The organism is Micavibrio aeruginosavorus EPB, assembly GCF_000348745.1.
GTDB classification, from domain to species: domain Bacteria; phylum Pseudomonadota; class Alphaproteobacteria; order Micavibrionales; family Micavibrionaceae; genus Micavibrio; species Micavibrio aeruginosavorus_A.
In genome coordinates, this window is the sequence record NC_020812.1 from 1,873,647 (window position 1) to 1,899,197 (window position 25,551).

Here is a 25,551-nt window from a genome sequence, read left to right on the forward strand (position 1 = left end):
TTCCACTCCTCTTTCGCTCGAAAAAATGTTTCAGTCCGTAGTATGCAATGACATCCGACGACAATCCACCATAATATTGCATTCCAATATTACTTCGGCTTATCGACAGAAACCTTATTCACCTTCAACAGGGCAATCAATTTATCCTTGTCGCATTCGCGGCCGACGCACATGCGATCCACCGTCACGCGCCACCCCGTACCACCATTTTGCATATGGCCGATAGCTTCACGAAATTCGGCAAAGCGCGACGTATCCGTCGACGACACCTGAATGCTGGAGCCCGAGGCTTGAATTTTCAATCCCCGGTAAATTTGCGCCAGATTTTCAGCAAAGCTTTTTACATCGGCCGCAGGGACGGGAACGTCCGTGACCTTTGGCACCATGGGCTTCAGCGCCTCAACCTGTTTCAGTTCGGCGCGCAGCGTAATCATTTTCTGGGTCTGGATGGTGGCATACAGGCCAAGTGCCCCGGCGGCGGCCCACGCGATGCCCGCGGCAATCAATGCATTTTGGCCCGCCGTCTGTGGCAGGTTTTCCAAAAAGCGGTTTAAATCTTCACTGGCCTGCGGCTTCATATATTTTTGAAGCGACCGCCAGTCGAACGACTTGAAGTCCAAAATTATAACCCTTTGACCCGATCAGTCCTGTCGGTTGATCCGACTTTATGAACCTTAATATATTATCTTAAAGACAAAGATTTAAAAGCTCTTTAAAGGCCTTAGGGGCGTTTTTGCATGTTGCAACAGCACCAATCTGAAGCCTTTATTAACAAGAGCGCGCTATCTGGAAAACGCCCCCATTCACAGCATTACGACGTTCCCACCAAACGCACCCGGCCATCGCCCTCGATCCCCGGTTTGATGGTTCCACGAATCGGCCCCACACCCTGGCTGAACGATTTCGGCACCAGCGCTTCCCATTCAACCTTGCCACCCTTCACTTCGTAGCGGACCAGTGTCCCCTCGATCGTGCGCAACGTATCCAACAATTCCTGAATCCGCACCATGTGACGAATGGTATCCGACTGCAATGCGCCATAGGCATTGATCATCAGATCGTTCGATAATTTTTCGCTGTCCGCCTTCACCTTGGCCAGGTCGCGTTTGACAAAGCCCGTCATCAGGAACTGCAGAACAATTACGCCAACGGCCAGAAACGAAACCGCCAATCCGGAATAGAGCAGCACCATGGCCGTTGCGCGCGATAGTTTTTCAGTACGCAGGGCACGATTGCGCCACGGAATAATTGTGGCCACATCCGGGTTGATGGTCACGAAATTGGCATCCATGCTCTGGATACGCGGCAACAATGTCCGGGCCGCGCCAATGTAAACCTGCATCCGCGCCGTTTCCGGATCCCATCGCAGAGCGCTGGCCATACCTTCTTGTTCATACAGGTAAACGGTTTCACGATCCCAATATTCGCTATTGCCCGGCAATGCCGCGGCCAGCGGACACCACGTATCCGGCGCACTGGCCAAGGCCACAGACGGCACAGCCAGATACCAGCAACGCCCATCATCCACCGTGTAACAATAATGCACACGCTCCGTGCCGCACGCCTGTGACGCGGCGTTCCACACCGCCTCCTCTTCCGTTCCGGGAATGTGCGGCAACGATCCGCCAAAAATTTCGGACGGCAGAAACGGCGACAGATCAGTGCGAAAATCTTTCGCTTCGCCGGCGATAATATCAGCCATACCGGGACGCATGCGCGCCGGCCCTTGATCCGCGCCAACGGAGGCACCCGGCGTTGCACCCGCCCGGGTCATTTTTTTCAATGTGTCTTTCGTCGGGAAAGCCATAATCTTACATTGCTCCGCTCATCAGGCCGCCCATCATGCTGTCCATGCTCATGTTCATCACGGTCAGGGCGTAAATGGCGCTACCAAAGGCGATGGTGAGGTAAACACCGGTGAGACCAAACGCGATCCAGACGATCAGGCTATGCTTCGTCTTCGCCGCGGCCGCACGCATTTCTGCGATTGACTCCAATACTGTAGCAACTTGTCCCAGATCGGACAAGCTGGCCAGTTCCATACGTTCACTCCTGCTGAGGGGGGCCCGGTCCAACGCAGACCCCAGCCCGACCCCACGTTCCAGCTCCGTATTCGCCTCGGTCCAATACCGGGCCACTTCCGGCACCGTTGTAGCCTCGGACGATTGTTTCAGCGTATCGGAAATCGGCACCAGCCCGCGCAACATACGCGCCGCCGCCATCATCGAGTCCACAAAGCCCAGATCCCGCAGATATGCGCCAATCAGGGGGATTTTTCGCACCACACGCGCCGTCGGCCAGTCGGTTTTCCCTTTGTTGATCCAGAAGGAAATAACCGCCCAGGCCATAAAGGCCCCGGCCGCAAACGCCGTAAATATCAAAATATCCCAGGTCAGCGCCAATTGCCCAACCACGCGCGTGAATTTTTCCTGCTCCGCCGGGTCGGTCGGTGCGTTGTTTTTAAACCAATCCAGAACCATCCCCCGGCCCCAAAACAGGGATTGCACAATCGACACAACGTCAATCGCCAGCCACGACATCGTGGCCACGATGGCGCGGGTGTTGCGGCGTTTCTGTGTAATCGAGTGAATGGCGTGCGGAATACCATCCTGCAACTTGTTTGCGCGTTCGCTGGCCGCCAGAATGGCGATGGTGCCGTGGTCGAAAATACGCAAGGCTTTCAGCGCATCAATCACACCCAAACCGCGTGCCAGCGCTTCCCGCGCGGGGGCCAGAATGTTCTGGCGCATCGGGTTGGTTTCGGCCTGAATAATCCGCCAGAATGCCACACCCGGCGATGTCGCCGTGGAGCGGAATTGAATCCCGCGCAACAACTGCACCTGCCACCATGTGGATCGCGCCAGCATCCGCTCCATCGGGGAGCGTTCATGCGGACGAATGGACAGGACATATCCGCCCTTCTTCGACACAGCACGGCGCACATCATCCGCCGTCGGCAGATAAAAGGATTCCACAGCGGTTTTTGGTCCGCTGGAGGAATCATACGCAATTTCGGCGACCCATTGCTGCATGGCTTGAATAAATCAGGTTCGGACTCTAGACCAAGGCGGGCACGCTTGCCCTGCCCCTTATTATAACGACAAAAAGCTTAATTTTCCAGATTCGAGAGCGCAAGTTTCGGGTCCACCAACCCGCTTAAGACCAGATCCACCAGCCCCTCGCGTCGCGTGTGAACAATCACGCCCCCGACATGCAGCACCGCGTTCACGTTAGACATCAGCGCTTCGTAAATCTGGTTCCGCTGCGCCGGGCCCATCGGAATCATCACCGCGTCCAGCAGCAATGTCCGGCCCATAATCCCCGTGCGGTTGCAAAGATCACAGCCCGAGCTGTTGTGCGTCCGCACGATGGCATCGGGACTGATACCCAGCATATAAATCTCTTCTTCGCTCATCGCCTCGACTGCGCGCGTTTTGTGGGCGCATCCCTGACACAGCGTTTTCACCAAACGCTGGTTCATGATGGCCTTCACCTGTTGCGCCAGGGTGAAGGTTGATGAACGCTCTCGCTCATGCGGCATCAATGAACGCAAACGTTCAAATGTCTGCAATGCCGTATCGGCGTGAATGGTTGAAATCACCGTGTGACCGGATTCAGCGGCGCGCAAAGCGGTTTCGACCGTATCGCCATCCCGCATCTCCCCGATCACGATATAGTCTGGATCGTGACGCATCGCGGCGCGGATCAAATCGGCAAATTCGCCACCCGGCATGCCCGGGCGCACCTGCCACTGCGTGGCGTAACGCAATTCATATTCAATCGGATCTTCAATCGTCAGAACGTGACGACGGCGACGGTCAATCTGCTGTACGCACGCGTAAAGCGTTGTCGTTTTACCCGAACCCGTCGGACCGGACAGCAAGATCAAACCACCGCCACCCTTAATATCCGGCGACAGCAACTGCGAAAGATAATCCGCCACATCTGTATGGCGGCGGAACAATTCGTCAAACCCCTTCAGCGACGCGCGGTCGAGCAGACGCAGAGTGATTTTTTCACCGTCCTGCGCCTGTGGTCCAGCGGCCACACGAATATCAATGTTCCGGCCCTGCCACATAAAGGCAAAACGTCCATCCTTCGGCGTGGTCCGGTCACCGAAGTTCAAACCCGCATCACGTTTGATCAACGTTGTCAGACGCGCCATGGCATCGGACGGCAGCAAGTGCATGGGAATCATATCACCATCGATACGGTAGCGAATCCAGTTCGGCGTATCGGGGTTGTTATCCTGCAAAATGTGAATATCCGATGCGCGCATCTGCAACGCTTCGGCCAGCATGTCGCGCTGGAACTGGTTCAACAGCAAACCGTTATCCGTATCGGACAACCATTGCGCCAATGTTTTTTCCGTCCGGTCGGCCGACAGATCATGGACGGCGCGCAGTGTTTCCAACAGCTCCGCCCGATCCCAGACCTCGATCTCAATACGATCGACAACCAGACCTGAACGGTTGGCGGTGGACAGCAACGCTTTGATCTGGCGATCATTTAATTCATGCAGGGGCGCAATCCGCATCACCCCGTCCTGCAGGCCGATCAAATGGATCGACAGCGGCAACCAGGATTGCACGGGCAAAATTGACCGCAACTGGTCACCCGACGCGCGGTCACGCAAGCCTTCTTCTTCGGCTTCCGCACCACCGGCCACCGTGGCTCCGGCCATTTCCAGCAATTGTTCCGTGGTGCGTGACACGCCCTGATCCATCAGGATCGCACGTTCCTTCTGCACCATATCCAGATAACGCTCGCGCCCTTCGTTCGCGCGCATACGGCGACGATCCGCCCACATGCGGCGTTCCATTCCACCGGGCGCGCCCTGCTCCGCCTGACGGCGATCAACACGCTCACCCGGCCCTCGACGCTCTTCGCCTTCATAAGAGGGGACGGCGTCAATCGGGTTCTGATCGTCTGGATAATCCTGATCGCTCATCGCTTCAGGCCCTTACTGCGTTGGTGTCGCGGTTGAGGATGAGGACGACGAAGATGAGGACGATGATGATGTGGTCGAAGACGATGAACGGCCCGGACCCACATTCACGGAATTGGACGACAGAGCACGATCGAACAGCAACAAGACTTTTTCATCGCCGCTTTGGAATTCAACACCGCTGGAGCGGATATTGACGTTCCACAGGAAACCGCCGATCACGACCTCTTCCCCATTAAACACAATACGGCTGCCACCCGGACCGGTGATAATGGCCCGCTTCGGCGAGTGCGATGTCACAGCAAAGCCGTCCAGAACCGTTGCCGGATCAATATCATTGTCGCGAACGATAATTTCCTGACGCGATTCACCGGACGCGCTGGTCACAACCGTTTCGGCCAGACGAACAGCCTGATTATCCTTGCTGACGATGCCGGTTGCAGTCCCGCGTACAGGCAGGACCAGAATGCCGCGGGCCCCATCATGCATCACCTGAATATCATCCAGAATGGCCCCTTCACGGACCGGGTTCCAAACGACGGTCAGCGGACAGGCCTGAACAGGTTCCAGCATCATATCCGGGGCACATCCGTTTTTCGAAATCGACAACCCCGTGTCCGTGTTGGACAAACGAATGTCGTTCAGGGTCAAAGCCACATCACCCGCATTCACCAATGATACGGTCATAGCGGACGATGTCGAAACGCCGGTTTCAAAATTGATCTCTTCCTGGGAAGATACCAGCAACCCCTTGCCCGGAATGGCTTCCGGGAACGGCTTGGCCTGCTCCAGATCCTCGGGATCAAACTCACCCAGAATGGGTACGCTGGCCACACTGGTCGGGCCGGAATGTTCAATCACCAGAACGCCCGACACCTGACCACGCAGGATCGGTGACCAGATCACCGACACAATACAGGCCTGACCGGGGCCCAGTTTTGCGCAATCCGTGCGGAAGCTGATCCCGGATTTATCGGCGGCCTCAACATAGATCGCCTCGATATCAATCGCTTCGGACGTAATATTACGGAACACAACCGGTTTGACGACGGGCTGGCTGGTATCCACATCCTCGAAATCCAGCTCGGTAGGAATGGCTTCGATATCGCTGCGGAATACATCGGTATCATCATCATTGGCCTGCACATCACCCACGACGGTCGCGGTGACCAGACGCGTGGTGCCACTGTGGCGCATCAGCATTTCGATACGGAAACGTCCCGCCTGCAACCCCTTCACGGACAGACCAATGGCGCAGACCGCCCCCGGCGGCAACATATCTTCGGGCGAGGAGCCCTGGCATTCATTGATCGCAACCGACGCCGACACGCTGGATGACGGATAGAGATTGATCGCCCCCGTTTGCAACGGACGACCGCTGTCGTTGCGGAACAACACCACGACCTGCGCCGTGGATCCCAACGAAATTTGGCCGGTATCCACGTTCGGCTGCACTGGGGTCAGATCACCGATCACGCCGCCCTTGCCCGTCACGTTCCGGCCCGGATCGTCAAACGCGCTTTGCGCGACCGCTTGCGATGAAAAACCGGTCCACAACAACCCAGCGCCAACAGCGCCGATCAGGCATGCACGCAAACCCCGTGAAATCAGGGTGTGTGCGGACGATGGGGCCATGTTCAATAATGTCATCATCGGATCATTTACCTATCAATATGTTCCGGTCAGCCGGCCGGATTCGAGAAGATCCACCGGAGCCCCGTTATTGGACGTCCCCGTCATACGCGCATCGCGCGCCAGCGTCGCTGGGCGTTGCGTATCCAACGGCGCAACCTCAACCGACGAATCCATCGCCGCGCTGGCCGCAGGCACAACAGGTGCGATCGGCGCAACATTGGACTCCGTCACGGGCGACACAAATGCCTCGCCACCCGTTGATGTCGCCACGGGCGCAGGCGCCACAAACGGCGTTTGGCCCGGCGACGGCACATCCGGATTCACCGGCGCATCAGACGGTGCCGGCATGGCCGACCCACGAATGGCATTGCGCTGGCCTTCTTCCGGGTTGGTGTAGACAACCACGCGGGGGCGGAGCAGGAAAACCAGTTCCTGGTTCGTCGTCACGGTCGAACGGTTGGTCGGCACGATCGGCTCCATCAACCCCAGGCCATTGGTATTAAAGTTGTCCGATTCCTGCACCAGTCCAGCGATCAGGACTGAATCACCCGGACGGACGCGCACCTGCGTGTTCAATTCACGTTCGGTCGTGCGGGGCAACTGAATCGTTGTCGATCCACCACCCGTGGAATCAAAGGCAAAATCCTCAATCTCCAGAACATCGGTCAGGGCGATTTCAATATCGGCATAAACCGTCGCGTTATCCCACGCACTGCCGACCGTCAGAGTAAAGCCCGTATCCACCGAATCCGTGCTGACCGACGTGGTCGACTGGCCGTTATCCAATGTCTCGGAAATTTCTGCGACATAGTTCTGGCGTTCCGCCGCGCGCAGGCGCGCCTCAGACCCGGACAGAACGGTGATTTGCGGCTGGGATACGGTTTTCACCGCGCCAAATTGTGACAGGAAGTTGAAAATCTCACGCGCGCTCAAAGAACCGTCCGCGCCCTCAATCCCCTTCGTCGTCGGCAAACCGATACTGATCGGGTTGGTAAATCCTTCGCCCAGCGTCGCATCATTGATGCTAAAGCCCGTGCCAAACTTGCCCAGATCGGCCAGCATATCCCAACGAATACCCGTAGCGTTACCGGCGTTCAGCGACACTTCCCAGATATAGGTTTCAAACACGATCAACGCGGTCGATGCACGCATGCGCTGGAAATAGCGCAACGCCATATCGGCGGATGTCTGGTTCGCCGTGTAAACCAATGTCCGGGTCGAGCTGTCGATAATCGGAGATGTACCGACAATCGCGGCCAAACCGGCGGCGACGTTCTGCATAAACGATTCATCCTGACTGATCGGCGGAATTTTGACGGTGAAGGTCTGGTTTTCTTTCACAACCAGAACACCATCTTCGAACGAGCAATAAAGCTGGGCCAGACCGCAGACCTTGTGCACGACCGAATTCAACGGTCCGCGCAAATTGGCGACCGTGATCGTGCGGGTCAGGCCTTCGTTGCTTTCAAACGCCAGCGGCACATCGTAATCCGCCAAAATCAACTGCAACGCACCAGCCAGCGTTTCACCACGCAGCTCCAGCGGACCGACCATATCGCTCGGCAGTGGATCATCCATGGAAATTTCCGGGATCAGCACATCGCGCCCCAGCGGCAGATACATCACGCTATCCGGACGTTCGTTGATGGCTTCCTTGCGCTCCTCGGCAAAGGCGGGCGCGGGAATATCCAGATCGCGAGCACCCGGCACGTTGGCCTGCGCGCAACCCAGCAACATCAGCGGCAACACCGCAGCGGACAGCAATTGTCGCGCCATACCTTTACGGTTCTGCATTTTGCATGCGTGTGTTTTCATCATCATGTCCCCCGGGCGACCAACACCCGTTCAATCGCTTTAATCAACCTGTCTTTCACAACCGGCTTGATCAGAACAGCACCGACACCCCACTTGGCCGCCTGTTCCAACAAATCGGTCGTTTGATCGCCCGTCACCAAAATGACCGGCGTTTCCAAATCTCTGCCGCGCACCGCGCGAATAAAATCCAATCCACCCATCGGTTCCATCCGCACATCGACAACGGCGGCCGCAATATCTGCGCTCATCAAACCGAGTGCTTCGTGACCGTCTTTTGCCTCAACCGTTTCATGACCGGCATCTTTCAAAAAACGGACAATTTGCATCCGTACAAAATCATTGTCTTCGACAACTAAAATCTGGGCGGCGGACATGGGACGAGCCGGGAACAAAAGAAGGACTGGGAGGTGGTCTGACGTGATTCGCCAAACCGGATAAATCATAACAAGGGTAAACAAGGAACCCCTTTGATGCAAACGCTTTTGGCGCAAATCCGTGGGTTCCGGCCCCCACCCCCGAAATATTAACGATTGCTTCAGCTTCGAAAAATCGCTGTGAATCACCACACCCTCGCATATTGAGCCCCACCCCGCCCGGGTGTAGGGTCGCCCCATCGCTTTTCCCGATAACCCGATGGAAAGACTGGTATGTTGGACTGGGTGGCGCTGTTATGCCTTGCGGGCGCGATTGGATTGCTGATCGCGCTGGCCATCATTGATCTGAAAACCTGGCTGCTGCCCAATGTTCTGGTTGCGCCCCTTGCCCTGCTCGCCGTCATTTTCCATTTTGTTGCCCCCGCCCAATCCCTGACTTTACCCGACATGATCTTCGGGGCCGTGCTCGGCTTTGGCGTATTATGGATTATTCGCTATTTCGGCAGCCGGTATTATGGTCAGGACGCACTCGGCCTTGGCGATGTCAAACTGATGGGGGCCGCCGGATTATGGCTGGGGGCTGAGGGCATCACACTGGCCCTGACCCTCGGCGCGACCGCCGGATTGTTGCACGGGCTGGGCGTTGCCGCCCTGACCGCCCGGCGCGAAGGCGGGACGATGAAACTCTCCCGCCTGCAAATTCCCGCCGGGCCCGGTTTCGTTGTCGGCATCCTGTGCGTTGGCGCGTACCAATACATGCATTTCCGGATCGGGGGGTAACAGGTCATGACTGGCGCATTGAACAATATCCGCGTTCTCGACCTCTCCCGCGTTCTGGCCGGGCCGGTTTGCACGCAAATTTTGGGCGACCTTGGGGCCGACGTCATCAAGATTGAACGCCCCGGTGAGGGCGATGACACCCGCAAATGGGGCCCACCCTACCTGCAGGATGAAAACGGCGCACCAACCAGCGAGAGCGCCTATTACCTGTCCGCCAACCGCAACAAACGATCCCTCGCCGTCGATATCACAACAACGGAAGGGCAAGAGATTATTCACGCCCTGCTCGAAAAATCCGATGTAATGATCGAAAATTTCAAAGTCGGCGGGCTGGATAAATACGGGCTGGGTTGGGCCGATATTCAAAAACGCCACCCCCACATCATCTGCGCATCCATCACCGGCTTTGGCCACACCGGCCCGTTGGCCAGCGAACCGGGCTATGACCTGATGGTCCAGGCCATGGGCGGCATGATGTCCATTACCGGCGAACCCGGCGGACAACCGATGAAAATCGGCGTCGCGCTCAGCGATGTGATGACCGGGTTATACGCCACCATCGGTATTCTGGCCGCGCTGAACGCGCGCAAGGACACGGGCAAGGGCCAGCATGTCGATGTCGCCCTGCTGGATTGCACGTTGGCGGGCCTGACCAATCTGGCCCAGTATTACCTAACCTCCGGCACCGTCGCCAAACGCCAGGGCAATGCCCACGCCACCATCGTCCCGTATCAGGCCTTTGAAGCATCCGATGGATGGATGGTGATTGCCGTTGGCAACGATACACAATTCAAACGGTTCGCCACCGCGATCGGCCACGCCGAATGGGCGGAGGATGACCGCTTCGCCCGCAATCAATCGCGCGTGAAAAACCGCGACATTCTGGTGCCCATGATCGAAACCGCCATGAAAACGCGCACCGTGGATTCATGGGTATCGTTGTGCCGCGAGATCGACGTGCCCGCCGGCCCGGTCAACAAGATGGATCAGGTGTTCGCCATGGCGCAGGTTGATGCCCGGGGCATGAACATTGAAATGAAACACCCGTTGTCGCCCACACCCATTCATCTGGTGGGCAGCCCGCTGAAACTGTCCGACACATCCGTCGATTACCGTTTGCCGCCACCGATTTGCGGGGAACATACACGGGACATCCTGCACGGTGTTTTGCAGATGGATGAGGCGGACATCCAAACCCTGATCACGCGTAACATTGTGGACCAGCACTGACATGAAACACTGCACCGGCATACAGGCTTTAACCGACGCGGATATTGATGCCATTTTATCCCGCGCCCAAACCTATGCCGACCAAATCAATGCGGGCCAGCCGATCACCACCACCCTGAACGGGCGGATCGTGATGAACTTGTTTTTTGAAAATTCCACCCGCACACGCACATCGTTTGAAACGGCCGCGCTGCGTCTTGGGGCCAATGTCATCAACTGGGACGTTGAATCCAGCTCGGTGAAAAAGAACGAAAGCTTTTCCGACACCATTCAAACGCTGGCCGAATATGATCCGGATGCCATCATCATCCGTCATTCCGACTATGGTGCGCCGGATTATGTGGCCTCCATGGTCAAATGCCCGGTGATCAATGCCGGGGATTCATGGCGCGAACACCCGACGCAGGCCCTGCTCGACGCGCTCACCATCCGTCAGGCCAAGGGCCGGATCGAAGGATTGACCATCGCCATTTGCGGCGACATTGCCCACAGCCGCGTGGCCGCATCCAACATGGCCCTGCTGACCCGGTTGGGTGCGACGGTGCGCGTCATTGCGCCCGACTTCCTGATGCCGGAAAAACCGCTGGCCGCCGGCATTGAAAAATTCACCTCCATGGAATCCGGATTGCCCGGTTGCGACATCGTCATGATGTTGCGCAATCAAAAGGAACGCATGGACCCGTCTCGCATGCCATCCGATATCGCCTTCTTCAACCAATACGGCCTGACCGCCGAACGTCTGGATCTGGCCAAGCCGGATGCATGCGTCATGCACCCCGGCCCGATGAACCGGGGCGTGGAAATTGCCGATGAAGTCGCCGATGATCCGACACGATCCCTGATTTTAAAACAGGTGCGCAACGGCGTTCCCGTTCGCATGGCTGTCCTTGACCTTTTGATCAACCGCTAACGAAACGACGTACCATAAATGACCAGCGTTCTTCTCTTCTCCGTTTTTGGCTATCTGCTTGGCGCGATCCCGTTCGGGTTGGTGCTGGCGCGTCTGGGCGGGTATGGCGATATTCGCAAAATCGGGTCTGGCAATATTGGCGCCACCAATGTTCTGCGCACCGGGAACAAACCGCTGGCATTGCTGACCTTGATTTTGGATGGGGGCAAGGGCGCGCTGGCCGTTGCAATCGCCAACCATTTTGGATCATTCGACGCCGCCATGGCCGCCGGGTTGTTCAGCATTCTGGGCCATTGCTTCCCTGTCTGGTTGAAATTCAAGGGCGGCAAGGGCGTGGCGACCACGCTGGGCATGGTTCTGGCGCTGGCCCCGTTGACGGGTCTGGCCGCCTGTGCCACATGGCTGGTTGTTGCGTTTATCTCCCGCATCTCGTCCCTGTCGGCGCTGATTGCCATGGTCTCGATGCCGATTTCGGCTTTCCTGGTCTATCACGACGCCAAACTGGCCGCCGTTTGCGCGGGCGTCGCCGCCTTTGTCTGGATCCGCCACAAGGCCAACATCCAGCGTATCCTGAAAGGTGAAGAACCGAAAATCGGGAAAAAGAAAAAGGACGCTTAAGGGCGCGGCGTTGGTGCGGGCGCAAGCGGAACCGCGCGCGGTTTTTGCAAGGACGGGTCCGCGGCAACCATCTCCCGCCACACGGCGCGCAGGGCCTTCATCCGATCATCACGCACCGGATGGGTGCCGAATAATTTTTCAAGCGCCGTGAACATTGACGGCTGCGGCGCATCTTCTTCATAAATGCCACCAGGCCCCGTATCATCCAAGCGGTCAATCAGTGACGCCGCCGCATTAAAATCCCGCGTCAGGCGCAGGGCGTTTTCATCAGCGCGATATTCCTGTTCCCGGACGATTTTTGCGGCCAGCGCTTTCTGTGCCATATGATGGGCGTAGAAAAACCCAGACCATGTCGCACCATAAAACGCCGCCACCACCGACCCGCCCGTCGCAATCACAGCCGTTACCATCGCCACACCCGCAACACCGGTCAGGAACAGTGACCCCTGAACAGCGGCCCGCATTGGTATTTGCGTACTTAAATCCGCGGCGCGCATATGCGCCATTTCATGCGCCAGAACAAATTCGCGTTCCGCGCAAGGCATGCGTTTAAAACGCGAAGACACGTAGATGGCGGTGCCGGTTGTCGCCGCCACATCCCCGATCATGTCCAGCCCGTAAAAATCCCAATCACCAATCAAACGCACAGCAGGCGGAGCCAGACCAACACGTTTGGCCAACACGGCCGCCCTATCCTGGATCGCCGGGATCGTGGGCGCGTCGGCATAGGCCCGGTCAAAATCGTGATCGCGCCCGATCTGCACGGCGCGGAAAAACGCGGCGCCATAGGTTGCGCCCGCCAAGGCCAAACCCGCCAGCGGCCCAAACCCGAACATCGTCGATGCCGCCATGGCCAACCCGGCCGGCACACCAAACTGGGCCAGAATCATCCCGGCCCCGCGCACCAGACGGGTGCGGATGGTGGGCAGGCGCAATATTGGCATTTGGGGCTTTTCGGGCATGGAGATCGGTTTACATATACTTGGAACTTTTGTCAAAAACTGTGCATATCCCCCACACCCTCTGGTTTAGATGGGATTTCACACCCAACGGGTGATACATACTTTTGTATGGCTCGCATACATGAACATGCCGCAACGTCGCATTTTGATGACGATATGATCCGCGACTGGCTCCGGCTGGCGCGCACCCCGCATGTTGGGCCGATCACGTTTTACCGCCTTCTGCAAAAATTCGGCACCGCCCGCGCCGCACTGGATGCCCTGCCCGATCTGGCCCAGACCAGCGGCAAGCACAAGAAAATTACACCCGCACCGCTGGCCGATATCGATCACGAGTTAAACGCCCTGCGCAAAATCGGCGGCCAAATCCTGTGCGCCGATGATGTGCGCTACCCCGCCCCCTTGCGCGCGGTTGAGGATGCCCCGCCAATCATCACCGTGCTGGGCAATATCGAACTTTTGAAACGCCGTTGCGTTGGCATTGTCGGCGCGCGGAACGCGTCGATGAACGGGCGGAATTTTGCACGCAAGCTGGCCGCCGATTTATCGGCGACGGGCATCGGCGTTGTATCCGGCCTGGCCCGCGGCATCGACACCGCCGCACACGAGGGGTCACTCTCCGGCGGCACCATTGCCGTGGTCGCGGGCGGCATTGATATTGTCTATCCGCCGGAAAATCAGAAGCTGTACGATTCCATTCGCGCCGAAGGATTGATCGTGGCGGAAAGCCCCCTGGCGCAGGAACCCTTTGCCCAAAGCTTCCCCCGCCGCAACCGCGTGATTTCAGGATTGTCGCAAGGCGTTGTCGTTGTCGAAGCCTCCTTGCGTTCCGGCTCGTTGATCACCGCACGCGTGGCCGCCGAACAGGGGCGCGATGTGTTTGCCGTACCCGGCCACCCCATGGACCCGCGCGCCGAAGGCACCAACAGCCTGATCCGCGATGGCGCCGTGATGGTCCGCAGCGCGCAGGACATTCTGGATGATCTGCGCACCTTGCAACCGGATGAATTCCACACGGCGGCGGGCGTCATTCCCGGCGGATTGTTCGACCGCGCCACCGGGTTCGTCCACGACACAAAAACCAGCAATCCGGACGATGACGTCTTCGCCGACCTGGATGATGACATTCTGGACATGATGCTGGATCTGGGCGTGCGCCCCGTGCCGACGAACCCCGCCGATCTGTGCGAGGCCATTCTGGACCATTTGTCCACCACCGCCGTCGATGTGGACGATTTGATCCGCACGCTGGGCCAGCCGACCGCCGCGGTACAAAGCGCCCTGCTGACCCTTGAACTCTCTGGCCGGGTCCAGCGCCTGCCCGGCAACCGGGTCGTGCGGCTGGCGGCCTGACCCCGGCCCGCCCGCCCAAAAAGCTTGCAAATTTCCATAAATAAACACATGATCCGGCCATGCTGACACCAACCCGGGTGATTTTTAACTATGCCGCGCGGTGCAATATGCCGTGCGCCTTTTGCTACATCCCGTTCAACGGGGTGCGCACGGCGCTGGCCGACCGGCTGGCCGCCATCGACCGCGTGGCCGCAATGGGGACGGAATTAATCACCTTTGGTGGTGGTGACCCGTTGCTGGATCGTGATCTGGACACCGTATTCGCCCACACCGCATCCCATGGCATTAAAATCCAGATGGATACGAACGGATTGCTTTTGAATGCGGACACCCTGCCCCTGCTGCAACGCTATGTCAGTTTTATGAGCCTGCCGCTGGAAGGCGATTCCGACACCCACACAATAATGCGGGGGAATAAAAAACACTTCGCGCATATTCTGGATGTCATACCCCACGTGTTGGATGCAGGCATTCGATTAAAGATCAACACCGTGGCCTGCGCCAAAAACCTGCACGCGTTGCCGGTGCTGGCGGAAACGCTCTCGCCCTTCACCACACGCGCGATCAATCCGCTGGCACGCTGGAGCATTTATGAATTCATCCCCGCCGAACGTGGGGATATGAACCGGATTGATTTTGAACTGGCCCCCGGGCGTTTTAACACTGCGATGGATACGCTGCGGCGCGAATACCCGTCCCTGCCCATCGAACCGGGCGCGCGCAGCACGCGCAAATCCGCCTATTTCTTTATGAATGACAACGGCACTGTGTACGCCACCAACCCATCCAAGGATTGCGACAGCACGGTTTTTCTCGGCCACATCATGGATAATGATATCCAAGAAAAATGGTCCGCCCTGATTGAGGGGACGGACCATGGTGTTCGTTTTAATGATCGCGCAGATTTACGCCTGAAACTGATCTAATTATTTCGGTGCCGGTGCAGATGACGCCGCGGCCTTCTTCTCCGCCATAATTTTCAAACAATCATCTTTGGTCAATTCGAACAAAGCGCCCTTGGCCTCGCCTGTTGCACGGTGGGTGAATTGCGTGTGAAAGGCGCTGGCATCACGGGTCAGACGCTCGCAATATTTATCAACGATCACATCCGGGTTGGCGTTGTCGCGGGCATCCTGTTCCCGTTTGTCTTCGTTCCACAGATGAGCCCCCCAGATGATAGCGAGCATCGTCGCATAGAATAGAGCCGTTTGCCCCAGCGTTACTTTTGATTGCTTCATGACCATGGTTCCTTTTCCCGTTCCAGCCGGGCGAATACGAAATCTGTTCTGGTGCCCCACCCTAACGCCGGACTAAAAGTTATGTCAACAAAATCAACCCCATTAACATTTTCCATAAAAACCACCCTGTTGACGAACGCTCCATCCCGTGTCATTTCCTGAAAGACACTTTATATATAGAGGCAGGATTTTCACTTGAGCGCATCCAATCTCGTCATCGTTGAATCCCCGTCCAAGGCCAAGACCATTAACAAATATCTTGGCCCGGATTATGAGGTTTTGGCCTCTTATGGCCATGTCCGCGACCTGCCGCCCAAAGATGGGTCGGTGGATCCGGAGAACGGGTTCGCCATGCTCTGGGAACTGGGGGACCGCGCCGCCAAGCCGGTCAACGATATTCGCCGCGCGGTGAAAAAGGCCAAAGCCCTCTATCTCGCAACTGACCCTGATCGCGAAGGGGAAGCCATTTCATGGCACGTGCAAGAACTGCTGAACGATGAAAAACTGCTGGAAGGCAAACAGGTCTTCCGCGTTACCTTTAACGAAATCACCAAGAAGGCCGTTCAGGAAGCGTTCAAACACGCCCGCGATCTGGACGCCCCGCTGGTCGAGGCCTACCTCGCCCGCCGTGCACTGGATTATCTGGTCGGCTTTAACCTGTCCCCGGTTCTGTGGCGCAAATTGCCCGGTTCCCGTTCGGCGGGCCGTGTGCAATCGGTTGCCCTGCGTCTGATTTGCGAACGCGAATCTGAAATTGAAAAATTCCGTGCCGATGAATATTGGACGATTGAGGCGCGCCTGCACAACCGCGACGGCGCCCCGTTCACTGCGCGCCTGACCCATCTGTCCGGCAACAAGCTGGACAAGCTGGATATCGGGTCCGAAGCCCAGGCCACCGCCGCCGCCAACCGTATTCGCGGCAAAAATCTGATCGTTCAGAATGTTGAAAAGAAACAGGTCCGCCGTTTCCCGCCGGCCCCGTTCATTACATCAACCCTGCAACAGGAAGCATCCCGCAAGCTCGGCTTTGGTGCATCGCAGACCATGCGCCTCGCCCAGCGTTTGTACGAGGGGACGGAGATTGGCGGCGAAACCGTCGGTTTGATCACCTATATGCGTACCGACGGCACGACCTTGTCCGAAGATGCGGTGACGCAATGCCGTGATGTGATTAAATCCAATTACGGCCCCAAATACCTGCCCGATGCGCCGCGCCTGTATAAATCCAAGGCCAAGAACGCACAGGAAGCCCACGAAGCCATTCGCCCCACCGATTTGTCGCGCACACCGGACGAAGTCCGGATGTATGTCGATGACCAAATGGCACGCCTGTATGAATTGATCTGGAAACGCACCATGGCGTCCCAGATGGAAAACGCTGTGATGGACCAAGTGGGCGCGGATATTTCCGATGGCACCACCGACGTCGTCCTGCGCGCCACCGGGTCCACCGTTGCGTTCGACGGTTTCCTGACCCTGTATCAGGAAGGTCAGGATGACGACGAAACCGATGAAGAAAACCGCCGCCTGCCCGTTCTGGACAAAGGCGATGCAACCAAGTTGATCGACGTCGCCCAAGACCAGCACTTCACCCAGCCGCCCCCGCGTTATTCGGAAGCCTCGCTGGTGAAGAAAATGGAAGAGTTAGGGATCGGCCGCCCGTCCACCTACGCTTCGATCCTGCAGGTGTTGCAGGACCGCGATTATGTGCGGCTGGATAAAAAACGCTTTATTCCGGAAGATCGCGGCCGTCTGGTCACCACCTTCCTGTCCAAATTCTTCACGCGGTATGTCGATTATGATTTCACCGCGACACTGGAAGAAGAGCTGGATGCGATTGCCGCGGGCCAGGCCCATTGGAAAGATGCGCTGGCCCAGTTCTGGAAGGATTTCAGCAAGGCCGTCGGTGACACCAAAAACCTGACCATCACCGAAGTCATCGACAATCTGGATGCCGAGCTTGGCCCCCACTTCTTCCCGGTGGTTGAACATGGCAAGGACCCACGGGTCTGCCCGGCGTGTAACGAAGGGCGCCTGTCCCTGAAGCTCGGAAAATTTGGCGCGTTTATCGGTTGCTCCAACTACCCGGATTGCCGCTACACCCGTCCGCTGGTCGTTCCATCTGCGGATGAAAACGCCGAAGGTGGCGACGCTGGCGGTGAAAGCGGCCTGGCCGCCCAACTGGCCAACGCCCCGAAAATTCTGGGCAATGATCCGGTCACGGGCCGCGCCGTGTCTTTGCGCCGCGGTCCATACGGCCCGTACGTGCAGATTGACCCGCCAGAAGCCCCGCCCGCCCCCGCCGTCGAAGAAAAGGCACCGGAAGTCGAAGACGGCACCGCGAAAAAGGGCAAGGGCAAAGCCAAGAAGAAAAAAGAAACCGCCGAGAAACCAAAGCGCCAGGGCGTTCCCAAGGGCCTGAAGCTGGAAGACATTGATCTGGCTGCCGCCCTGAAATTGCTGGAACTGCCGCGCGAGGTTGGCCTACACCCGGAAACCAAGGAAATGATCAAAGCCGGCATTGGCCGCTTTGGCCCGTTCTTGGTCCATCAAGGATCATACACATCAATCCCGAAGGGCGATGACGTCCTGACCATCGGTATCAACCGCGCCGTCGATCTGATCGCGGCCAAGGCCGAACGCGCCGCCAATGGCGGTGGCCGTCGCGGCGGATGGGGCAAGAAAAAAGCCAAAGCCGAAGATGGCGAAGCCGCACCGAAGAAAACAGCGGCGAAGAAAAAGGCCCCGGCCAAAAAGGCAGCCGCCAAGAAACCTGCGGCAAAAAAGCCAGCCGCGAAAAAGCCTGCTGCAAAGAAAACAGCGACAAAGAAACCCGCCGCAAAAGAATAAGAAAAAGCCCCGATCCAGTCGGGGCTTTCTTTTTTAACACGCCGCCATCTGATCCGCCAAAATCGCCGTCGTTCTCACATTCACATCAAAGCGGGGTTCGTAATGCACCTCCGCCGAATGGATGGTGATGGATTTGACGGGCATGAATTTGCGTTTGAATTTATCCAACGTTTCCGTTTCCGACCCACCGAAATTCATCCATGCGATATGGTCCGCCGCCATGGCACGGCATGTTTCCACCACCTGAAAATCCGCCAGCCCGGAAATCATCGCATCACTGAGGTTCGCCAATAAGTTCGACGTCCCCATATAAGGGCGATCATACACGGTAAACCCCACCGGAAATTCACCACGCAAAAACACCAGCCCGCCAAACAGATGCGGCCATTTTTGAATCACGGAAAACAGCATCGTGTAATAGGTCGATAAATCCATATCGTCCAGATCACGCAGGACCATGGACCCTTCCCAATATTTTTGAGCGGCACGCATGGCTTTTAACGCGCGCGGATCGGACAAGGGCAGCGTTGAAATTTCATCTTCCACCTTGCGGCATTTGTTGCGGATTTTCATGAAGGCCGTGCCCTTCATCTCCGCCACGCGCGCCGTATCCAGCACATGGACCGGATACCGCCAATCCATCACCGTTTCATCAATGCGTTCGATCCGGGCCACGCGGTCATCCCGCCGGGCCCGGAGCGCTTTTTCCAACTGGGCGAGATCCTGGTCCGTAAACCGGGCCAGGCGCACCCCGCCGGGTGGTGGGTCCAACCCGCAGAGAACCGAGGCCGCCAGACGCCCGCGTGCTTCCTGCCCGATTTCGGGAAAGGCCAGCAGGCCCGCCGGGTTATGCGGATCACGGCACACGACCATGGCCGCACCATACCCTTCGTGCAGCCACGCACCGCGCCGCCCGGTCAAAACATAATAAATGGGAGCATTCAGATAGGTGTCGTCCCGGACCGCGCTGGACCGGTGGATCAGGTCATCAAATTTTTCATACGAAAAACCGCTTAGCACAATGAAAACCGTTCCCGTGCCCCGCACCTATATCCCGGATTATACAATCTTTGGTTGCGAAAGCAACTAGCCTGCATCTTTTTGGGAGGATTCGTACGGAGGGATGATGGCGTTGGTCCACAGATATTCGAACCGCTGCTTTTCCGCGTCATGGGCGGACCGGCTATTCACGACGATAATCATCGCTTCCTGCCACAATTGCAGGGCCACCTTGTCGCCATAGATGAACGAGCTCATCCCCGCGCGGAACACATCGCGCGGCAGCCAGCGGTAATATTCAGCCGGTTGCACGAAATAGGCATCACCCTCACACGCCAGCAGGCGTTCGGTGATGTTATGAGCCTTCATCCGGGACAAATGCGCCAGAAGCTTGTCAGGATGTGATTCGTGGGACCGGCGTTCATCCAGGTTGGTAATCAGAACCTCGCCCCCGGCCGCCTTCATCGTTTCAAAAATGTCATCCCACAATAAAGGCAGTGCATCAGCCCCCTTCAGGACCTTGACTGTGTCACGGCGGCGTTGCACACCATAATCACCCACAAATTCGATATCGGACCGTTCAAACGCCAAACGGATTGATTCCAGCGATTCCGCCCGGACATCATTCGTGCCCCGTTCGAAATTGTTGATAGCCGTTTTGGACATCCCCGCCGCATCGGCCAGGTCCTGTTGTGTCCACCCCAGAAGGCCGCGCCCGGCCCGACATTGCTCTTTCGTAATCATAGAATCAGTCTATCACGAACTAAATTCAAAAGAAATTGAACTTTGTACCGATTTTTGTTGCAATCGTATGATTTTCGGAATAATGTTCAAATATCGTTGAATTTTGACACACTGATCAATGGAACACCTTGAAGGGGGGAAGACCATGGATGCCAACACACTGATGTGTGGTCAGCTGGCGCTGGATCGCTGCAAGAATTATGTAAATCATATTCACGCGATTCTGTTCCTCTGCGGCCAAAATGACGCCGCGCTGGATGAAAAGGCCATCAGCCACATCCATCGCATCGCCAGCCTACTTGGGGAGGAGCTGGAAACCGGGTTTCAAATGCTGATGCCTGACACCGCGGACGGAACACTGACGAACATCATCGAGTTTTCTGCGTACACATAAAAACAACACACACCACACACGCACACACAAGCAAGCCGGCCACCGTAAAAAAGCGGTGGCCGGTTTTGTCTGGCCCACACGTTTCCCCGTACAAAAGGGCGCTTTCGTGCTATGGATTTGTATATGAAAAAATTTGATCCTTCCGCTATTACCGACCTCCTGAACGCCAGCCCAGAGCCGCTGACCAAGCGCCAAATTGCCGAAGCCCTGGACATCAAGGGAGAAGAAGCCCGCGTCGATTTAAAACGCGCTCTGCGCGCGCTGGAAGATGATGGCATCATCATCAAACAACCGGGCCAGACCTATGGCATTCCCGAAGCCCTGCCCGCCGTGGCGATTATCGAAGTCACCGACATTGATCTGGATGGCGACACGCTGGCCCGCCCGGTGGATTGGAGCGAGGAATATCAAGGCCCCGCCCCCCGCATTGAAATCACCCCCGACGCGAACAAGGGTCACCCGGCCCTCGCCCCCGGTGACCGCGCGCTGGCCAAGCTGAGCCGCGTTGCGCCGAACATGTACGAAGCCCGCGTGATCCGCCAGCTGGACACCGAACGCGGCCGCGTCATGGGCCTGGTCGTCCGCACGAAAAGTGGTTTTATCCTGCGCCCCGCAAACAAAAAGGCCAAATACGATTTCGACATCGCGCAGAAAGATTTGAACGGCGCGGATGAAAACGATCTGGTCGTCGCCGAAATTCAACCCAGCCGTGGCGTGCGCAACGGCAAGGTGCGCGTGAAAGAAATTATCGGATCACGCAACGACCCGAAAGCGATCAGCCTGCTGGCCCTGAACGAGGCCGGTTTGCGCGAAACGTTCCCCGACGCGGTTTTGCGCGAAACGGAAAAGATGACCGTGCCGACATTGGACAAGCGCGATGATTTGCGTCGCTGGCCATTGGTCACCATCGACGGCATTGACGCCCGCGATTTCGATGACGCGGTCTTTGCCGAAAAAGATACCGAAAATGGCGGATACCATTTGATCGTCGCCATTGCCGACGTGGCCTTCTATGTCCGCCCGGACAGCAATCTGGACCGCGAAGCCTATCGCCGTGGCAACTCCACCTATTTCCCCGACCGCGTCGTGCCGATGCTGCCGGAAGCCTTGTCCAACGACCTCTGCTCCCTGCGCCCGAACGAAGATCGCGCTTGTATGGCCGTGCATATGTGGATTGACGAATCCGGCAACCTGCAGAAATACAAATTCGTGCGCGGGTTGATGCGGTCCAAGGCCCGCCTGATTTACGAACAGGTGCAGGCCGCGCGTGACGGCACGCCCGATGCCACGACCGGCCCGTTGATGGATGACGTCATCAACCCGCTGTATGAGGTGTATGAAATCCTGCAAAAATCGCGCAATGAACGTGGCGCGCTGGATCTGGATATTCCCGAACGTAAAATCGTTTTGAACGATAAGAATGAGATGACGGGCGTGGCCGTGCGGGCGCGGTACGATTCCCACAAACTGATCGAAGAATTTATGATTCTGGCCAACGTGGCCGCGGCCATGGCGCTGGAGGCCCGCAAGGCCCCGTGCATGTACCGCATTCACGATCGCCCCAGCGCGGAAAAAATTGACGCCGCCGCAGATTTTATCGACAGTTTCGGCCTGTCCCTGCCGCGCGGTCAGGTGATCCGACCGGCGCAATTGAACGGCATTTTGCGCCAGGCGGATAAACTGCCCTACGGCCATCTGGTCCACCAGATGATCCTGCGGTCGCAGGCGCAGGCGATTTACCATCCGGACAATATCGGGCACTTTGGCCTGGCGCTGGAAAAATACGCCCACTTCACATCGCCCATCCGCCGTTACGCCGATCTGGTCGTGCATCGCAGTTTGATCCGCGCGTGGAACCTTGGCCCCGGCGGGTTGAGCGATGAAGAAGTCGTGCAGATGGAAGAAATCGCCGATCATATTTCCCAGACCGAGCGCACATCGGCGGAAGCCGAACGCAACGCGGTGGACCGTTTCGCCGCCACCTTCCTGTCCACCCAGATCGGAGCGCAGTTTTCGGGCCGGATCAGCGGCGTGACCCGCTTTGGCCTGTTCGTCACGCTGGATGAAAGCGGCGCGGACGGCATTGTGCCCATCCGCACCCTGCCCAACGATTTTTACGACCATGTCGAGGACCAGCACGCTTTGATCGGGCAGCGTTCAGGCCGGATTTACCGCCTGGGGGCCTCTATTGCGGTGCAGCTGAAAGAAGCCGACCCCCTGACCGGAGGGACAGTTTTCGCGGTTATTGGCACCGAAGGGGCCGATATTCCGGGGCTAACCTTCAAGAAAACTTTGCATAATTCTGGAAAACCCTCTAAGAAGAAACCATTCCATAGAGGCGGCCCGCGCAAGGGGTCCGGCAAGCCAAGCTCTCACAGGGGGCAAGGCGGCGGATTTCGGGGTGCTTCGGATGGTCAGCCCGGCAAAAAGCCAGGCGGGCCAAAACGTGGAGGGAAAAAGCGCCGTTAGCGTATTGAACGACCGCTCCCCTTCGCACCACTCTAAACCCAGTTAGAACAGGGAGCGTATCCATCGTGGCGAAGAAAAAACAAACCAATAATAACCACGCGCAGAACAACGGACGCAAAAACAATAACGGCAATGGCACCGCACCACGGGGCCGGAATATTTCCCCGACCGCACAATCGATCAAGGTCAGCATTGCCGCAACCAACGACCAAACCCCAACCGACCCCGATGCATTCAAGGCATCCACCATCACCACCGCGGTTTTGGGCAGCTTTAAAATCAAGGAACAACATGACGCCGCGGCTGTGGCCGAGGCCACCAATGTTGTCAAAACCGTTGACGCGTCTGCCGTACGCAAAGACCTGACCCACATTCCATTCGTCACGATTGACGGCATTACATCCCGTGATTTCGATGATGCCGTTCATGCCGAACCCGACACCGCCGCCGATAATGTTGGCGGGTATCTGGTCAATGTCGCAATTGCCGACGTGGCCTGGTATGTCCGCCCGGGCAGTGCGCTGGATGATCAGGCATTGTCCCGTGGCTTTTCCGTCTATCCGCCGGATCGTGCCGTGCATATGTTGCCGAATGAGTTGTCTGAACAGGCCTGCTCGCTGAAACCGGATGTTGACCGCTATGCGCTGGTCGCCCATATCCGCGTGAACAAGGACGGCGATGTGCTGGACAGTTCCTACAGCCGCGCCATCATCCGCTCCCGCGCCCGCCTGACGTATGAGGGTGTGGATGAATTTTTGGCGGGTGATCTGAACAGCATTCCGGCCGTGGCCCACACGCTGGTCCCGCCGCTGCATGATGTCTATGAAATCCTGAACCAGAACGCGATGATCCGTGGCAAGCTGAAATTCAGCTTTGGCAAGATGTCCAGCACGATTGGCGCGGATGGTTTCGTCAATGGTTTCGCCAAGGACGACAACCGCGAAGGATCACGCGAGCTGATCGAAGAATTGATGTGCCTGGCCAACTGTGTCGTGGCGCGTGATTTGCTGGCCCACGGCCAATACCCGGTCATGACCCGCGTCCACGAAGAACCCGCCGAAGATCAAGTGACCAAGGCCAGGGCCCTGCTGTCCGCCGCGGGCATTACCAAACGTCACGGCGAAGACTGGACATTGGCCGACATCAACAAGATGCTGGACGATCCGGCCTATGCCGATAAACACGATAAAATCCGATCCGCCGCGATGAAGCTGATCAACCGTGGGGAATATGCGATCAACGAAACGGGCCACTTTGGTCTGGCGTTGAAAACATATTGTCACTTCACCTCGCCAATCCGCCGTTACCCGGATTTGCAGGTGCACCGCGCTTTGATCTCCGCCTTCAATCTGGGCGAAGGCGGCATGGCCAAGGACGTTGATCTGAAATCCATGTTCAATCAGGCCGCGGCGATCAACGCACTGGATAACCAGGCCGACGCCGTGTACCGCATCGCCACCGACCGCTACGCCCTGGCCTTCCTGCATAAAACAGGTCCGGTGCATCAGGCGAAGCTGAAAGACATTAAAAAGGATGGCGCGCTGGTTCTGGCGTTTGAAAACACGCCGCTGAAACTGACCGTCGACAAATCCTTTGTCCCGGCGGATGATTTCCGCATCAATATGAAGAAACGCCAATTGGTGGACGATATGGGCACCGTGATCGGGATCAACGACAATGTGCCGGTGCGCATTTTGTCCTGTAACCCGCTGACCGGGACCTTCTCCATTGCCATGGACGGGTACACCTACCCCAAGGGGGGTACACTCCAGTCGATGGCCCAGAAAGGCCGGAAACGGGAGCCCTGAAACAGTTAACAGGGGGCCGCCAAACGGCCAAAAACCTTAAAACCTTAAGAAATCCGGGACTTTCCCGGATTTTTTATGGGTTTTGCCCCCGAATTCACCCGATATTTTCCATTTCATTTGTTGACTTTCCGGTCGAAATCCGCAATATGACGACCTGATTTCAAATTGTAAGTGTTCTTGAAGGACCGAGAAAATGGCCAGTAAAAAAGGCAACGCCGTTAAAGTGCGCATGGAAAGCTCCGCAGGTACGGGCTTCCGTTACTACACGAAACAAAACGCGAAAGCGCAAGGCAAGAAGCTCGAGCTGAAAAAGTTCGATCCGTGGGCCATTCACCCGGAAACCGGTAAAAAGGGCGCACACGTTCTGTTCGAACAGAAGAAAATGCCCCCCTCAAAGAAATAAGAGTCCAAGAAGTAATTTTTG

At 57.1% G+C, this 25,551-nt stretch carries 22 protein-coding genes; 11 read left to right on the forward strand and 11 right to left on the reverse strand.

The genetic code is table 11. The features are described from left to right. Positions 1 to 89 precede the first annotated feature (89 nt). From A11S_RS08840 to A11S_RS11940, 7 genes are all read right to left on the reverse strand, one after another. A complete protein-coding gene (locus A11S_RS08840; RefSeq protein WP_015468173.1) occupies positions 90 to 620 on the reverse strand; it encodes a hypothetical protein in 531 nt (176 codons plus the stop codon). Positions 621 to 811: 191 nt separating this feature from the next. Continuing rightward, positions 812 to 1,807 (reverse strand): hypothetical protein, encoded by a 996-nt coding sequence (locus A11S_RS08845; RefSeq protein WP_014103465.1) that lies wholly within the window; start codon positions 1,805 to 1,807, stop codon positions 812 to 814. Between the two features lie 4 nt (positions 1,808 to 1,811). After that, positions 1,812 to 3,032 (reverse strand): type II secretion system F family protein, encoded by a 1,221-nt coding sequence (locus A11S_RS08850; protein ID WP_015468174.1) that lies wholly within the window; start codon positions 3,030 to 3,032, stop codon positions 1,812 to 1,814. 77 nt (positions 3,033 to 3,109) lie between these two features. Further along, positions 3,110 to 4,951, reverse strand: coding sequence for a GspE/PulE family protein (locus tag A11S_RS08855; RefSeq protein WP_015468175.1), 1,842 nt, complete (start codon positions 4,949 to 4,951; stop codon positions 3,110 to 3,112). A 12-nt stretch (positions 4,952 to 4,963) separates the two neighbouring features. Continuing rightward, positions 4,964 to 6,601, reverse strand: a complete 1,638-nt coding sequence (locus A11S_RS08860; protein ID WP_015468176.1) for a hypothetical protein — start codon at positions 6,599 to 6,601, stop codon at positions 4,964 to 4,966. Positions 6,602 to 6,616: 15 nt separating this feature from the next. Beyond that, a complete protein-coding gene (locus tag A11S_RS08865) occupies positions 6,617 to 8,404 on the reverse strand; it encodes a type II secretion system protein GspD (protein ID WP_015468177.1) in 1,788 nt (595 codons plus the stop codon). Continuing rightward, positions 8,401 to 8,772 (reverse strand): response regulator, encoded by a 372-nt coding sequence (locus A11S_RS11940; protein ID WP_015468178.1) that lies wholly within the window; start codon positions 8,770 to 8,772, stop codon positions 8,401 to 8,403. The genes A11S_RS08865 and A11S_RS11940 overlap by 4 nt, the downstream gene beginning before the upstream one ends. 273 nt (positions 8,773 to 9,045) lie before the next feature. Here A11S_RS11940 and A11S_RS08875 point away from each other — a divergent pair, with 273 nt between their 5' ends. Genes A11S_RS08875 through plsY form a run of 4 tightly spaced genes read left to right on the forward strand, consistent with a single transcriptional unit; the run spans position 9,046 to position 12,310 of the window. Next, complete coding sequence (locus A11S_RS08875) at positions 9,046 to 9,552, forward strand: prepilin peptidase (RefSeq protein WP_015468179.1); 507 nt, start codon at positions 9,046 to 9,048, stop codon at positions 9,550 to 9,552. 6 nt (positions 9,553 to 9,558) lie between these two features. Continuing rightward, positions 9,559 to 10,782: a CaiB/BaiF CoA transferase family protein gene (locus tag A11S_RS08880; protein WP_015468180.1), complete on the forward strand. Its 1,224-nt coding sequence runs from the start codon at positions 9,559 to 9,561 to the stop codon at positions 10,780 to 10,782. Position 10,783: 1 nt separating this feature from the next. Next, positions 10,784 to 11,692 (forward strand): aspartate carbamoyltransferase catalytic subunit, encoded by a 909-nt coding sequence (locus tag A11S_RS08885; RefSeq protein WP_015468181.1) that lies wholly within the window; start codon positions 10,784 to 10,786, stop codon positions 11,690 to 11,692. Between the two features lie 18 nt (positions 11,693 to 11,710). Further along, the gene (gene plsY / locus A11S_RS08890; RefSeq protein WP_015468182.1) at positions 11,711 to 12,310 is read left to right on the forward strand and encodes a glycerol-3-phosphate 1-O-acyltransferase PlsY; all 600 of its coding nucleotides are present in this window, start codon (positions 11,711 to 11,713) and stop codon (positions 12,308 to 12,310) included. Here plsY and A11S_RS08895 read toward each other — a convergent pair. After that, on the reverse strand, positions 12,307 to 13,272 hold the full coding sequence (locus tag A11S_RS08895) for a M48 family metalloprotease (protein WP_148285128.1): 966 nt from the start codon (positions 13,270 to 13,272) through the stop codon (positions 12,307 to 12,309). The genes plsY and A11S_RS08895 overlap by 4 nt on opposite strands. A 108-nt stretch (positions 13,273 to 13,380) precedes the next feature. On the opposite strand from A11S_RS08895, the gene dprA reads away from it, so the two are divergent. Beyond that, on the forward strand, positions 13,381 to 14,625 hold the full coding sequence (gene dprA / locus A11S_RS08900; RefSeq protein ID WP_015468184.1) for a DNA-processing protein DprA: 1,245 nt from the start codon (positions 13,381 to 13,383) through the stop codon (positions 14,623 to 14,625). A gap of 59 nt (positions 14,626 to 14,684) precedes the next feature. Beyond that, a complete protein-coding gene (locus tag A11S_RS08905) occupies positions 14,685 to 15,551 on the forward strand; it encodes a radical SAM protein (RefSeq protein ID WP_015468185.1) in 867 nt (288 codons plus the stop codon). Here the strand turns inward: A11S_RS08905 and A11S_RS08910 are convergent, their stop codons facing one another. Next, the gene (locus A11S_RS08910) at positions 15,552 to 15,863 is read right to left on the reverse strand and encodes a hypothetical protein (protein ID WP_015468186.1); all 312 of its coding nucleotides are present in this window, start codon (positions 15,861 to 15,863) and stop codon (positions 15,552 to 15,554) included. It lies immediately after the preceding gene. Between the two features lie 195 nt (positions 15,864 to 16,058). Between A11S_RS08910 and topA the strand changes: the two genes are divergently transcribed. Next, positions 16,059 to 18,713, forward strand: a complete 2,655-nt coding sequence (topA, locus tag A11S_RS08915; protein ID WP_015468187.1) for a type I DNA topoisomerase — start codon at positions 16,059 to 16,061, stop codon at positions 18,711 to 18,713. Positions 18,714 to 18,746: 33 nt separating this feature from the next. Here the strand turns inward: topA and A11S_RS08920 are convergent, their stop codons facing one another. Together A11S_RS08920 and A11S_RS08925 are read right to left on the reverse strand one after the other, a co-directional pair. Then, the gene (locus A11S_RS08920; protein WP_015468188.1) at positions 18,747 to 19,733 is read right to left on the reverse strand and encodes a hypothetical protein; all 987 of its coding nucleotides are present in this window, start codon (positions 19,731 to 19,733) and stop codon (positions 18,747 to 18,749) included. Between the two features lie 66 nt (positions 19,734 to 19,799). Further along, entirely contained in the window at positions 19,800 to 20,456 is a 657-nt protein-coding gene (locus tag A11S_RS08925; RefSeq protein ID WP_015468189.1) for a helix-turn-helix domain-containing protein, read from the reverse strand. 145 nt (positions 20,457 to 20,601) lie between these two features. Between A11S_RS08925 and A11S_RS08930 the strand changes: the two genes are divergently transcribed. From A11S_RS08930 to rpmG, 4 genes are all read left to right on the forward strand, one after another. Then, positions 20,602 to 20,850, forward strand: coding sequence for a hypothetical protein (locus tag A11S_RS08930; protein WP_015468190.1), 249 nt, complete (start codon positions 20,602 to 20,604; stop codon positions 20,848 to 20,850). Positions 20,851 to 20,973: 123 nt separating this feature from the next. Next, on the forward strand, positions 20,974 to 23,319 hold the full coding sequence (gene rnr / locus A11S_RS08935; protein WP_041803126.1) for a ribonuclease R: 2,346 nt from the start codon (positions 20,974 to 20,976) through the stop codon (positions 23,317 to 23,319). Positions 23,320 to 23,384: 65 nt separating this feature from the next. Next, positions 23,385 to 25,127, forward strand: a complete 1,743-nt coding sequence (locus tag A11S_RS08940; RefSeq protein ID WP_015468192.1) for an RNB domain-containing ribonuclease — start codon at positions 23,385 to 23,387, stop codon at positions 25,125 to 25,127. 193 nt (positions 25,128 to 25,320) lie between these two features. Next, a complete protein-coding gene (rpmG, locus tag A11S_RS08945) occupies positions 25,321 to 25,530 on the forward strand; it encodes a 50S ribosomal protein L33 (RefSeq protein ID WP_015468193.1) in 210 nt (69 codons plus the stop codon). The last annotated feature ends 21 nt before the right edge of the window (positions 25,531 to 25,551 follow it).